This is a genomic window from Streptosporangium sp. NPDC002607 (assembly GCF_053592655.1).
The window spans coordinates 142,599-155,491 of sequence record NZ_JBSFWD010000003.1 but is presented as its reverse complement, the minus strand read 5'-3'; the positions used below and the strand labels follow the sequence as shown (position 1 = coordinate 155,491).

12 protein-coding genes are annotated in these 12,893 nt (G+C 70.9%); 7 read left to right on the top strand and 5 right to left on the bottom strand.

From position 1 onward, the window contains the following. Positions 1-36: 36 nt before the first annotated feature. The 3 genes from ACWD3H_RS04675 to ACWD3H_RS04665 all read right to left on the bottom strand — a co-directional run bounded on the left by ACWD3H_RS04675 (position 37) and on the right by ACWD3H_RS04665 (position 2,084). A complete protein-coding gene (locus ACWD3H_RS04675; RefSeq protein WP_451954032.1) occupies positions 37-1,335 on the bottom strand; it encodes a SidA/IucD/PvdA family monooxygenase in 1,299 nt (432 codons plus the stop codon). A gap of 66 nt (positions 1,336-1,401) precedes the next feature. Beyond that, positions 1,402-1,563, bottom strand: coding sequence for a hypothetical protein (locus ACWD3H_RS04670; RefSeq protein WP_451954031.1), 162 nt, complete (start codon positions 1,561-1,563; stop codon positions 1,402-1,404). Between the two features lie 152 nt (positions 1,564-1,715). Then, positions 1,716-2,084: a hypothetical protein gene (locus tag ACWD3H_RS04665; protein WP_350919920.1), complete on the bottom strand. Its 369-nt coding sequence runs from the start codon at positions 2,082-2,084 to the stop codon at positions 1,716-1,718. A gap of 259 nt (positions 2,085-2,343) precedes the next feature. Here ACWD3H_RS04665 and ACWD3H_RS04660 point away from each other — a divergent pair, with 259 nt between their 5' ends. Further along, positions 2,344-3,330: a LuxR C-terminal-related transcriptional regulator gene (locus tag ACWD3H_RS04660; protein WP_451954149.1), complete on the top strand. Its 987-nt coding sequence runs from the start codon at positions 2,344-2,346 to the stop codon at positions 3,328-3,330. Between the two features lie 30 nt (positions 3,331-3,360). Here ACWD3H_RS04660 and ACWD3H_RS04655 read toward each other — a convergent pair whose 3' ends face one another. Then, positions 3,361-3,876, bottom strand: coding sequence for a methyltransferase family protein (locus ACWD3H_RS04655; RefSeq protein ID WP_451954030.1), 516 nt, complete (start codon positions 3,874-3,876; stop codon positions 3,361-3,363). A gap of 358 nt (positions 3,877-4,234) precedes the next feature. Here ACWD3H_RS04655 and ACWD3H_RS04650 point away from each other — a divergent pair, with 358 nt between their 5' ends. The 5 genes from ACWD3H_RS04650 (at position 4,235) to ACWD3H_RS04630 (ending at position 11,133) form a co-directional block, all read left to right on the top strand. Then, positions 4,235-8,122, top strand: coding sequence for a Pls/PosA family non-ribosomal peptide synthetase (locus ACWD3H_RS04650; protein ID WP_451954029.1), 3,888 nt, complete (start codon positions 4,235-4,237; stop codon positions 8,120-8,122). Between the two features lie 32 nt (positions 8,123-8,154). Beyond that, the gene (locus ACWD3H_RS04645; RefSeq protein WP_451954028.1) at positions 8,155-9,447 is read left to right on the top strand and encodes a M1 family metallopeptidase; all 1,293 of its coding nucleotides are present in this window, start codon (positions 8,155-8,157) and stop codon (positions 9,445-9,447) included. A 54-nt stretch (positions 9,448-9,501) separates the two neighbouring features. Then, positions 9,502-9,816 (top strand): L-rhamnose mutarotase, encoded by a 315-nt coding sequence (locus ACWD3H_RS04640; RefSeq protein WP_451954027.1) that lies wholly within the window; start codon positions 9,502-9,504, stop codon positions 9,814-9,816. A gap of 61 nt (positions 9,817-9,877) precedes the next feature. Then, positions 9,878-10,291 (top strand): ribosomal maturation YjgA family protein, encoded by a 414-nt coding sequence (locus ACWD3H_RS04635; RefSeq protein WP_451954026.1) that lies wholly within the window; start codon positions 9,878-9,880, stop codon positions 10,289-10,291. A gap of 32 nt (positions 10,292-10,323) precedes the next feature. Beyond that, positions 10,324-11,133 carry an Fpg/Nei family DNA glycosylase gene (locus ACWD3H_RS04630; RefSeq protein WP_355554168.1) on the top strand — a complete coding sequence of 270 codons (810 nt, stop codon included), beginning with the start codon at positions 10,324-10,326 and terminating at the stop codon, positions 11,131-11,133. A 329-nt stretch (positions 11,134-11,462) separates the two neighbouring features. Here ACWD3H_RS04630 and ACWD3H_RS04625 read toward each other — a convergent pair whose 3' ends face one another. Beyond that, positions 11,463-12,317: a tryptophan 2,3-dioxygenase gene (locus ACWD3H_RS04625; protein ID WP_451954025.1), complete on the bottom strand. Its 855-nt coding sequence runs from the start codon at positions 12,315-12,317 to the stop codon at positions 11,463-11,465. 149 nt (positions 12,318-12,466) lie between these two features. Here ACWD3H_RS04625 and ACWD3H_RS04620 point away from each other — a divergent pair, with 149 nt between their 5' ends. Beyond that, positions 12,467-12,892 (top strand): Lrp/AsnC family transcriptional regulator, encoded by a 426-nt coding sequence (locus ACWD3H_RS04620; RefSeq protein WP_211263939.1) that lies wholly within the window; start codon positions 12,467-12,469, stop codon positions 12,890-12,892. The last annotated feature ends 1 nt before the right edge of the window (position 12,893 follow it).

Below are 12,893 nucleotides of genomic sequence, written 5' to 3'. Positions count from 1 at the left end.
ATTCTCCTCGGTGGGTCTCAGGGGGGGTCTGGGGGATCAGGAGGCGACCGGCAGGGCGAACGGTGACAGGAGCTCGGCGGTGGCCTGGCTCTCCTGGATGTCGCCGACGATCTCCTCCGCCCGGTTGGCCAGCGTGCTGAGCAGGGAGTCGGCGATGCCGTGCGTGTCCTCGTTGACGCCCTGCAGGTAACAGGCGGCGCTCGACCCGGCGGGCAGGGCCAGCTTGTAGAAACGGTCGACGCCGATCTCGCCGAGGCCGGCCCTGGTGGCCAGGTCGCGGATGAGCGAGGGCATCCGGCGGTCGAAGCCGGTGCCGAGCAGCAGGACGTCGCAGGGCAGCTCGTCGTGACGGCCGCTCTTCCTGTCCCTGAGGGTGAGGACGATCTCGCCGCCCTCGATCCTGGCCTGGGAGATCTCGGCCATCGTGATCATCCGGATCCTCTCCTGTCCGGTGAGGCGCTCCAGGTAGATCTGCCGGTAGAGGCTTTCGAGCAGGCCCGGGGAGAGACCCGCGTAGTTGGTCCGGTGCATCTCGCTGAGGAGCTGGCGGCGGGCCTCGGGGCGCGACTCGTAGAACTCGTCGACGAAGGAGGCGTAGAAGAGCTCGTTGGTGAACTTGCTGCTCTCGTAGCCGTTGAGGCCGATGGAGCGCATGATCATCGTGCACTCGGCGTTGGGCATGCTCTGGTGGGTGGCCCACAGCATCTCGGCCGCGCTCTGCGCGCCGCCGATGACCGCGACCCGGTGCGGGGCGTCGTGGTCCAGCCCGGCGATCCCCTTGCTGTACTCGGTGCTGTGGATGATCCGCTCGCGAGGAAGCGTCTCGAACACCTCGGGGATGTGCGCATCGCGGCCCGCGCCGACCACCAGGGTGCGGCAGCCGATGGTCGAGCCGTCGGCGAGCCGGACGATCCAGCGCTCGATCTGGCCGTCACCGGACAGGACCGGCTCGACCGCCGCGCAACGCCGGCCGTACTCGATGCGCACCTGGGCGAGCGACTCCGCGACCCAGATCAGGTAATTCGAAATCTCCATTCTGTACGGGGTGAAACTACCCAGGTTGACGAATTCACTAAGCCTTCCCACCGAGTGCAGGTGATTCACGAAGGAGAACCTGCTCTGCGGGTTCCTCAGGGTGACCAGGTCCTTGAGAAAGGAGACCTGGCTCTGTGTCCAGGGCAGCAGCATTCCCCGCTGCCAGGCCACGTTCTCGTGCTGCTCTATGATCAGCGTTCTGGTTGCCAGTTCCGGAGCGAGCTCTTCGAGAGCCACGGCGAGGGCGAGGTTGGACGGCCCTGCGCCGAGAGCGAGTAACTCGACTTCCTGGTGCTTCACGATGGTCGCCTCCCGGACGACTTCTCGGGCACGGTGCCCGTTACGAATGGGTTTCTCCTGGTCGGCTCACTGCCAGCCGGCTCCGCCGGCCAGGATGAGGGTCGCGGCCGCCGCGGGGCCACCGGCCTTCTTCCCGGTCGAGGCCGCGGCCGCCACGGCGGTCGTGAGGATGGCGGTGAGCGAGCGGACGCCGATTACGGGGGCGACTGGACAAATCGCGGCATTCATTGTTCTTCTTCCTTTCGGCCGGTAATCATCGGCGCCCTTTTCACTGTTTTCCCGGGTGATCTTCCGGTTTACTTTCACCGGACATTTCCCGTTTTGTTCTGACACTTCGATTCTTGGCTGATGTCCGGGTATTCCGGAAGGCCTCGGGGCTGTCAGCGCGCTGCAATGGCAGGACGCTGACAGGCCTGGCCGCCGGAGTCCTCGAAACGGGTGAGAGCGAGGGCGAGGTCGGCGCCACAACCCAGCAGCGACCAGCCCGCGAGCTCGGGCACGTCGCCGAGACAGCGCCCGCAAAGCCGGGCCGCCGCGCTCTCGGCGGCGTCGAGGGTGCGTCTGCGAATGAAGAGGCCGAGGGCCACGCCGTCGGCGCGCTCCTCGCCGTAGACGTGCTCAAGCCCCTCCTCGGGCTCCGCCAGCACCAGGAGCAGACGTCGGATCTCGCGCGCGGACATCCGGCCGCCGGGTGGGGCCAGGCGGCCTTCGATCTCGGGGGCGCGTAGGCGCACGTTGATGAGATACATGAATCGACAGTGGTCGGCATGTGGCGAATAGAACAGGTATTTCCCCTGGCAGGTCCCTAACGTGGCAGGGTCATGCCAGCGTGCCGCGGGCCGGCCCGGGAGCGGCTCCCCTGCCCCCGCCACCCGCCGTTCCGGCCCCCCGGGGGCGAGCGCATAACCCCGTCGTCACTGCGCCTGGCTAGTTTCAGGCTGAGACCATCCTGGGTCCTGCCCGCAGATCGGGTCTTGGTCATGCTCGAACCGTGGAGGAGTCGTGCTCATGCTGCTTGGCATCGGGTCCGCCGAGGAAACCGTCTACCGAACCATCCTGGAGAATCCCTCCTACGGCGTGATGGAACTGAGCCTTGAGCTGGGCTGGCCGGTCCATCGGATCCGCAACACGCTGGACGAGCTGGCCAAGCTGTCGCTCCTGCGCCCCTCCTGGGAGGAGCCGGACGTGCTGCGCCTGGTCCGGCCGGAGGTGGGGCTGGCCGCGCTGCTGGCCCGCGAGGAGGCCGCGCTGCTGGCCAAGCAGCAGGAGATCGAGCGGAGCCGGATGGCCGTCGCCCAGATGATCGCGGCCTACGCCGACCAGAACCCGGCGCGCTCCGGCGAGGACTCCGAGTCACTCGTCGGCATCGACACGATCCGCACCAGGATCGAGGAGCAGGTCGCCGAGTGCCAGCAGGAGTTGCTCGGGTTCGAGCCGAAGAGCGCCCAGACGCCGGACAACATCGCGGCGAGCCGTCCCCTGGACGAGGCGCTGCTCGACCGGGGTGCGGCGATCCGCGTCGTCTACACCGACAGCATCCGCAACGACCAGCCGACCAGCGCGTACGCGGCCTGGCTCACCGACCGTGGCGGCCAGGTGCGCACCACTCCCGGCCTTCCGCTCCGCATGCTCGTCTTCGACCGCCGGGTGGCCCTGTTGCCGATGGATCCCGAGGACAGCAGCATCGGCGCGGTCCTGCTCCGCGGCGCGGGCGTCGTCACCGCCCTGGTCGCGCTGTTCGAGCAGACCTGGGGTGCCGCCACCCCCCTCGGTGCGGAGCGCAGACGCGACGAGAAGGGCCTCAGCCATCAGGAGCGCGAGGTGCTCCGCCTGCTCTCCGCGGGACTCACCGACGAGGCGGTGGCCCGCAGGCTCGACGTCTCGGTACGCACCCTGCGTCGTATCACCGCCGACCTGATGGAGCGGCTCGAAGCACGCAGCCGTTTCCAGGCCGGCTACCTCGCGGCCACCAGAGGGTGGCTGCCCCGCCCGTGACGGCGGCTCCGCCTCCCGCCGGACCGGGGATCAGGGGTGATAGGCGCGCGTACGGGGCCACCAGCCGGGCACGGCCGCGTGGTACCTCTCGTAATCGGCGCCGAACCTGCGGCGCAGGCTCGGCTCCTCGTACCAGCGGACGAACGCGACGACGGCCGCGGCCGTGACGGCGCCGTACAGCAGCAGGACGGGCCGGCCCAGGAGCAGCGCCTGCCCACCGATCGTCGCGAGGACGGCCACGTACATCGGATTCCTGACGTATCTGTACAGACCTCCGATGACCAGGCGCTCGGGCGGTGCGACCGGGGCGGGAGTGCCCAGCCCCTCCACTACGAACCGGACGAATGCCCTGACCAGCACCACGACCCCGGCGACGACGAATGACGCGCCGATGAGGCGTAGCGAGACCGTGCCCCAGGACGGCGCCGCCGGCATCGGGTCCGCCGTCTCCCACCGGGTGATCCACCAGGGTACGAACCCGGCCACGGTGCCCGGCGCCAGCGCGAAGAAGATCGTGCTTCCGATGGCCGCGGGTGTCCTGCGCACAGCGTCACACTCCCGTGTCACGACCGGCCGCCGACAACACCATCGACAGCACCGCCGACAGCGCGGCCACCGTTCGCCACAGAAAATTCACTATGCGTTGAGTTTAAGCTCTGCCAGCAGGACGTCAACAGGCACGACGCGGATCCCTGGCCAACGTCACCAACTCACGGTCCCGCACCGGATGGACACGGTGCGCACCCCGCTTCGAGCGAGGCCTCCTCCGAGCGGCCGACCAGCCGGAATGTGATCGGAAGGGCGGGGTTCACACGACGTACAACCAGGCACCCGGAATGCGTTAACCCCGTGCGCATAGGCTGTTCCGCGGCCGGAAGGGCCTCACACCACATGGGGGAAGACCGTGAGTCCGTTACCAGCCGACACCGACGTGCCAGCGCGGGCGCTCCTGCCGGGAGGGGCCGCGCCGCAGGCCAGGACGCTGCTGGACATCCTCGACCAGACCACGCGGCGCCACCCCCACGCGGCCGCGCTGGACGACGGGCGGACCCGTCTCGACTACACCGGCCTGCGGGCCGAGGCCGGGCGGATGGCCCTGGAGCTGCGGGCCGCCGGGGTCGGGCGCGGCGACCGGGTCGGGGTGCGGATCCCCTCGGGCACCGTCGGTCTGTACGTCGCGATCGTCGCCGTGCTCACCGTGGGCGCCGCCTACGTACCGGTCGACGCCGACGACCCCGACGAGCGGGCCGAGCTGGTCTTCGGCGAGGCGGAAGTCCGCTCCGTCATCGTCGACGGCGGGAAGATCATCTCCTACGGCGACCCCGGCGTCCCCCCTCTCGACGGCGGTCCGGCACACGACCCGACGCACAGCCCGGCCGTCCCGTCTCACGGCGACGGTGGGCGGCCCGGCCCCGAGGACGACGCGTGGATCATCTTCACCTCGGGGTCCACGGGAAAGCCCAAGGGCGTGGCGGTGACCCATCGCAACGCGGCGGCGTTCGTCGACGCCGAGGCGCGGCTGTTCCTGGCCGGGGAGCCCATCGGGCCCGGTGACCGGGTGCTGGCGGGGCTCTCGGTCGCGTTCGACGCCTCCTGCGAGGAGATGTGGCTGGCCTGGCGGCACGGCGGCTGCCTGGTGGCGGCACCGCGGGCGCTGGTGCGCGCCGGCATGGACCTGGGACCGTGGCTGGTCGACATGGGCATCACGGTCGTGTCGACAGTACCGACCCTGGCCGCGCTCTGGCCGGTCGAGACGCTCGACGACGTACGGCTGCTGATCTTCGGCGGTGAGGCGTGCCCGCCGGAACTCGCCGAGCGGCTGGCCGTGCCGGGGCGCGAGGTGTGGAACACCTACGGCCCGACCGAGGCGACGGTGGTGGCGTGCGCGGCGCCGCTGACCGGGGAGGGGCCGGTGCGGATCGGGCTGCCGCTGGCGGGCTGGGATCTGGCCGTCGTCGGCAAGGACGGTGAGCCGGTGGCGATGGGCGAGGCCGGGGAACTGGTCATCGGCGGGGTCGGGCTCGCCAGATACCTGGACCCGGCCAAGGACGCCGAGAAGTACGCCCCGCTCGGATCGCTCGGCTGGGAGCGCGCCTACCGCAGCGGCGACCTGGTACGGGCCGAGCCGCAGGGACTGCTCTTCGTCGGGCGGGCGGACGAGCAGATCAAGCTCGGCGGCCGCAGAATCGAGCTGGGCGAGGTCGACGCGGCCCTGCAGGCGCTGCCCGGGGTCGCCGGGGCGGCCGCGGCGGTCCGCACGACCGGTGGCGGGCACCAGCTGCTCGTCGGCTACGTCGTGCCCGGCGAGGAGTTCGACCAGCAGGACGCCAGGGACCGCCTCCGCCACACCCTGCCCGCCGCGCTGCTCCCCCGGATCGCTCTGGTGGACGACCTGCCGACGCGCACCTCCGGGAAGATCGACAGGGATGCCCTGCCCTGGCCGCCGCCCAAGAAGTCCGGCCCGGCCCCTACCGGGATGCCGGACGTCGACCCGTGGGTGGCCGAGTGCTGGCTGGACATCCTCGGCGGCGTCGAGGGCGACTTCTTCGCCGAGGGCGGCACCAGCCTCGCGGCGGCCAGGCTGGTCTCGGCGCTGCGGACCCGCTACCCCGCGGTCACCGTCGGCGACGTCTACGACAACCCGACGCTGCCCCGGCTCGCCGGGCACCTGTCGGCACTCGACGCGCCGGAGATCGTGACCACCGACCGGATCGTCACGCCGGTGCCGCGCCGTGCCGCGATCGCACAGACGGTGCTCACCATCCCGCTGCTCACCGTCGGCGCGCTGCGCTGGGTGGTGGCGCTGGCCGCGCTGAACAACCTGGTGGGCCTACCCTGGGCCCCGGCCGTCTCGTGGTGGTGGGTGCTCGCGGGCGCGCTGCTGTTCGTCAACCCCGCCGGGCGGATCGCGCTGGCCGCGGGCGGCGCCCGGCTGCTGCTGCGCGGGCTGAAACCCGGCACCTACCCCCGAGGCGGCGGCACGCATCTGCGGCTCTGGTTCGCCGAGCGGCTCGCCGAGCGGCTCGGCGTGGGCGAGGTGTCCAGCGCCCCGTGGCTCACCCACTACGCGCGGGCGCTCGGCGCCCAGGTCGGCGATGACGCGGACCTGCACTCGATGCCGCCGATAACCGGGATGCTCAAGCTGGGCAAGTACGCGGCGGTCGAACCCGAGGTCGACCTGAGCGGCTACTGGATCGACGGCGACCGGGTACGTGTCGGCGAGATCAAGATCGGCGCCTCCGCCACGGTCGGCGCCCGCACCACCCTGTTCCCCGGTGCGAAGATCGGCAAGAACGCCCAGGTCGCGCCCGGCTCGGCGGTGGCAGGTTCGGTGCCGTCCGGGGAGCGCTGGGCGGGCGTGCCCGCGAGCCGGATGGGCAAGGCCCGCCAGCCGTCGGCCGACCGTCCGCCGCGCTCGTGGCGCTGGGTCGCGGTCTACGGGCTGTCCGCGCCGGTCCTGGGCCTCTTCCCGGTGATCGCCATGCTGCCCGGCCTCGCCGTGCTGCTGCGCGGCGACGCCCCCTCCCTGACCTCCGTCCTTTCCGGGGTGCCCACGGCCACCGTCGTCTCCACGGCCACCCTCGTCCTGCTGACCGTTGCCTCGGTGCGGCTGCTCTCGGCCGGCCTGCACGCCGGGCAGCACCCGGTGCACAGCCGCCAGGCCTGGCAGGCGTGGGCGACGGGCCTGCTGATGTCGATGGCGCGGGTCTGGCTGTTCCCGCTGTACGCGAGCATGGTCACCCCCGCCTGGCTGCGCGCCCTGGGGATGAAGGTCGGCCGGGACGTGGAGCTGTCGACGGTGCTGGCGCTGCCGTCGATGACCTCCGTCGGGGACGGCGCCTTCCTCGCCGACGACACGATGGTGGCGCCGTACGAGCTGGAGGGCGGCCGGCTGCGGGTCGACCATGTGCGAATCGGCAAACGCGCGTTCCTCGGTAACTCGGGGATGACCGCGCCGGGGCGTAAGGTGCCCAAGGACGGCCTGGTCGCGGTGCTGTCGGCGGCGCCGAAGAAGGCCAAGGCGGGCTCGTCCTACCTGGGCATGCCACCGGTGGAGCTGCGCAGGGCCACCGAGGAGATCGACCGGAGCCGCACCTACGATCCGCCGCCGAGACTGAAGGTCGCCCGCGCCGCGGTCGAGGTGTGCCGCGTCGTCCCGGTGATGTGCACCGTCGCCGTGGCCGTGCTCGTGGCGGCGGCCCTGGAGTGGCTGGCCAGGGCGTACGGCTTCGCGGCGGCGATCGTCCTGTCGGGCGTGGTGGTGCTGAGCGGCGGGGTGCTCGCCGCGGCGGTCGCCACCGTGGCCAAGTGGGCGCTGGTGGGCCGGATCGCAGTGGGCGACCGGCCACTGTGGAGCTCGTTCGTGTGGCGCAACGAACTGGCCGACACCTTCGTGGAGGTACTGGCCGCGCCCTGGTTCGCCCAGCGCTGGCTGGGGACGGCCCCGCTGAATGTGTGGCTGCGCTCCCTGGGCGCGCGCGTGGGCCGGGGCGTGTGGTGCGAGACGTACTGGCTGCCCGAGGTCGACCTGGTCAGCCTGGGCGACGGGGTGTCGGTGAACCGGGGATGCGTGTTGCAGACTCATCTGTTCCACGACCGCGTGATGAGCATCGATACTGTCGTCATGCGGGACGGATCGACACTCGGGCCCCACGGGGTGATCCTGCCCGCAGCGGCGATCGGGGAGAACACCACGGTTGGACCGGCCTCCCTGGTGATGCGCGGTGAGTCCGTGCCCGCCGGGACCCGCTGGTTCGGCAACCCGATCGCGGCATGGGCCCGGCGGGGATAACGCACGAAGAGAGTGGAACAGAGGAAGCCGGTGTGGTTCTGAGCACGCCCTTTACCCCCAAGTTGTACTTCCCCATGCACGGCGACGACAGCTACCGGGTGGAGCACTACGACCTGACCCTCGACTACCGGGTGGGCCCGAACCGCCTGGGTGGCGTCGCCCGGATCTCCGCCGTGGCGCTGCGGCAGCTCACCCGGCTCTCCCTCGATCTGGGTGCCCTGCGTGTGAGCGGAGTGCTGGTCGACGGCGCGCGGGTGCGCTTCACCCATCGCGGAGGCAAGCTCCACCTGTCGCCGGTCGGGCTGCGACCCGGCCCCTTCACCGTCGAGGTCCGCTACGCGGGCAGTCCCCAGCCGGTGACCAGCCACTGGGGCGGGCTCGGCTGGGAACAGCTCACCGACGGCGTCATCGTGGCCAGCCAGCCGATCGGGGCTCCGTCGTGGTTCCCGTGCAACGACCGGCCCGACGACAAGGCCACCTACCGGATCTCGGTCACCACCGCCTCCGCGTACCAGGTGATCGCCAACGGGGAGCTGGTCGCGCGGCGGCGGGCGGCCTCGACGACCACATGGGTGTACGAGCAGATCGAGCCGATGGCCTCCTACCTGGCGAGCGTGCAGATCGGCCGCTACCAGCGGGCCGAGCTGGGCCCGGGGATGGAGCTGCTCTTCCCCGCCGGGCACGCCTCGCGGGTGCGCCACGACTTCGAGCGTCAGGGCCGGATGATGGAGGTCTTCCGCGAGCGGTTCGGCCCCTACCCGTTCGGCTCCTACACCGTGGTGGTCGTGAACGACGAGCTGGAGATCCCGGTCGAGGCACAGGGCATGTCGATCTTCGGGGTGAACCACGTGGACGGTAGACGGGGCGAGGAGCGGCTGGTCGCCCACGAGCTGGCCCACCAGTGGTTCGGCAACAGCCTGACGGTGACCGACTGGCGCGACATCTGGCTGCACGAGGGGTTCGCCTCTTACGCTGAGTGGATCTGGTCGGAGAACTCCGGCGGCCTGTCATCCGATGACCACGCGCGCCACTGGCACCGTTTGCTCTCCGACCTCCCCCAGGACTTCGTCCTGGCCGACCCCGGTCCCCGTCGCCTGTTCGACGACCGCGTCTACCGGCGCGGCGCGCTCACCCTGCACGCGCTCCGGCGCACCATCGGCGACGATCCCTTCTTCGCGCTGCTGCGGGAGTGGACGGCCGGGCACCGCCACGGGAGCGTCACCACCGAGGCGTTCACCGCGCTGGCCACGCGCCGCACGGTGCGGCCGCTGGACAAGCTGTTCGCGGGCTGGCTGCACGACCGCCGCCTGCCATCCCTTCCCTGACCCCCACACATCGGACCACTGCTATAACGGTCTACAACTTCGTGGAGGTACAACATGCGCGTCGCGCTGCACACCCGGGTCAAGCCTGGCAGGGAGTCCGAGTACGACCAGGCGCACCGGGAGGTGCCCGCCGAACTGGTCGAGGCCATCAAGCGGGGCGGCGCGCACGAGTGGACGATCTGGCGCAGCGGCCAGGACCTGTTCCACGTGATCGAGTGCGACGACTACGAGGCGCTGCTCTCGTCGCTGGCCGCCCTGCCGGTGAACATCACCTGGCAGGCCCGGATGGCCGAACTGCTCGAGGTCACGCACGACTACTCCGAGGACGGCGCGGGCAAGGGTCTGCCCGCGGTGTGGCGACTGCCCTGAGCCCCGCTCCCCTCCGAACGGTGTCCGGCGCGGCCGGGGACGCGATCGCTATCGTGGGTGGATGCCTCCCGCCCAGCGCACCCGTCTGCTCGCCGCGCTCGCCGCGGCCCTGACCATCGCCGCCGGGCTGACCGTCCGCGCGGTCGCCGGCGGCTGGTTCGGCAAGTACGCGGGCGACGCCCTCTACACCGTGCTGGTGTACGCGCTGATCGTGCTGGTGTGGCCCCGGATCACGCCGGCGCGGGCCGCGCTCGGCGCGCTGGCGTTCAGCTGGGCGGTCGAGCTCGCCCAGCTGACACCCGTGCCGGCCGCGCTCTCCGAGGTGAGCGCGGTGGCCAGGCTGGTGCTCGGCAGCACGTTCAGCGCGGCCGACCTGGTGGCCTACGCGGCCGGGGCCGCCCTCGTCGCCTCGGCCCACACCCTGCTCAGGCGACGGCGTGAGCACCGCCCCGAGCCGGTGACCACGCCGCCCTGACCATCACCGGGGGGCCGTATGATTTCGGGACCATGCCTGAAGGACACACCATTCATCGACTGGCCGAAGAGCATCGGCGGGCGTTCGGCGGCCGCGAGGTCCGCGCGGAAAGCCCCCAGGGGCGGTTCGCCGCCGGGGCGCTGCGGATCGACGGGCGGGTGCTCACCGAGGCCGACGCCCACGGCAAGCACCTGCTGCTCGGCTTCGACGACGAGCGGTGGCTCCACATCCACCTGGGCATCTACGGCAAGTACGCCTTCGGCCCGGTTCCCGTGCCCGCGCCGACCGGGATGGTGCGGCTACGCCTGAGCAATACCGGCGAGTACGCGGACCTGCGTGGCCCCAACACCTGCGAACTGCTCGACCCGGCGGGAAAGGCCGCGCTGCACGCCAGACTCGGACCCGACCCGCTGCGCGCGGACGCCGATCCCGAATCGGCCTGGCGGCGGATCGGCCGCAGCCGCACCTCCGTGGGGGTCCTGCTGATGGACCAGTCGGTCGTCGCGGGCGTGGGGAACATCTACCGGGCCGAGGCACTGTTCCGGCAGGGCGTCGACCCGTCACGGCCCGGCCGCGACCTCACCCACGAGCAGTGGGAGGCGATCTGGGCGGATCTGGTGCTGCTGATGGCCGACGGTGTCCGGGTGGGCCGCATCGACACGGTCAGGCCCGAGCACACTCCGGAGGCGATGGGCCGTCCGCCCCGCGTCGACGACCACGGTGGCGAGGTCTACGTCTACCGGCGTTCCGGCATGCCCTGCTTCCTCTGCGGCACCGAGGTGCGCACGCAGGTGCTCGCCGGGCGCAACCTCTTCTGGTGCCCGGCCTGCCAGACCGGCTGACGGCGCCGCACCGGGCGGGAGCGGGTTCGGGCCGCGAACCTGGGCGAGATCAAACAATCTCCAAGCGGGCACCAAGAACCGGCGGCCCCCTGTCGTTTCCCCCTAGGCGCTCCCGCCGGGCCGACCGTCCGCGGTCACCGGCGGCCGGTTCGGCAAGAACGTGGGCGACGCCCTCCGCACCGTGCCGGTGTGGCCTAGTCATTCTTAAGTAACCGACAAGTGTTCCGGGCCACGCTGCCGATCATGAATGCTAAAAGGATCATGGGTCCGCGGCGTTACTCGCCCTGGCGGCGAACCTGACCGTCTCGACCGGCTCTGGTCGGGCGCACTCACATCAGGGTGCGGGCCGTCCAGAGTTCGGGGAAGACCTCCCGCCGCATGCTCCGCTCCAGCCAGCTCAGGCCACTGGATCCGCCGGAGCCGGGCTTGGCGCCCATCGAGCGGCGCACCGCCATCAGGTGCCGGTAGCGCCAGTCGGAGAACTGCTCGGCCAGGTCGGTCAGCGTCTCGGCCAGCGGGGCGAGCGGCCCGGCGTAGACCTCGGCCCAGACCGCCTCGACCTCGGCGCTTGGCTCGTACTCCGCGGCGAGGTCGCGTTCGAGCACCGAGGTGGGGATCGCGTGGCCCGCGCGGGCGAGCATGGCGAGCACCGAGTCGTAGAGGCTCGGCCGGTGCAGCGCCTCCACCAGCTCCCGGTGCGCCTCGGGATTGCGGCGGTGCGGCCTGATGAGCGCCTCGGACTTGTTGCCGAGCAGGAACTCCACATGGCGGTAGAGCGCGGACTGGAAACCCGATCCCTCGCCGAGGGCGTCGCGGAAGGTGTTGAACTGCGCCGGGGTCAGCCAGCTCAGCGCGGCCCAGGCGGCGTTGAGCGCCTCGAAGTGCCGTACCGTGCGCCTGATCGTCCACGTCGCGGCGTTGACGTCGTCCTCGTCGAGCTGCCGCTGGGCCAGACGCCACTCCGAGCGGAGCAGTCCGAAGTAGAGCTCCATCACCTGTGTGGTGACCAGGAACGCCAGTTCCTCCGGGGCGTCGGTGACGGTGTGTTGAAGATCATGAAGGGCGGCGGTGCCCACGTATTCGTCGTAGGGCGTGCCGGCTTCGAAGCCCAGCGTCGGCAGCCCGTCGTTGGCCTCCGCGCGCGCCTTGCGGTCCTGCTCCGTGAGCTGCTTGATAGCGGTCATCGCTCCTCCTACGCCTGTACACCCCCATAGTGCTCCGTATCGGTCTGTACGAAAATAATGCAGGAAAGGTGATTATTGGGTTGTGCCTTCGGAACGGAAGGCATCAGGCAGATCAACTTACGGCATGACGGAGCGTGATCGTGGACGCGATGGACTGGGCACTGCTGGCCGAGTTGCAGCAGGACGCGCGGCTGTCCTACAGCGAGCTCTCCCGGCGGGTGCACCTGTCCGCCCCGGCGGTGGCGGAGCGGGTACGGCGGCTGGAGGAGACCGGGGTGATCACCGGTTACCACGCCCGGGTCGACGCGTCACGGGCCGGGCGCGGGGTGGCCGCCCTGATCAGGATGTCGTGTTACGGCCCCCGCTGCGTGCTCCGCGACGAGCAGGCACTGGCCTGGCCGGAGATCCTTGAGGTGCACCGGGTGACCGGTGACGCCTGCTGCCTGCTGCGGGTCGTCACCTCCTCGATGACGACATTCGAGGAGATGATCGACCGGCTCGCTCCGTACGGTCACCCGTCGAGCATGATGGTGCTGTCCAGCCCCGTCCCCTGGCGCCCCCTGTCGTCCGGCTGAG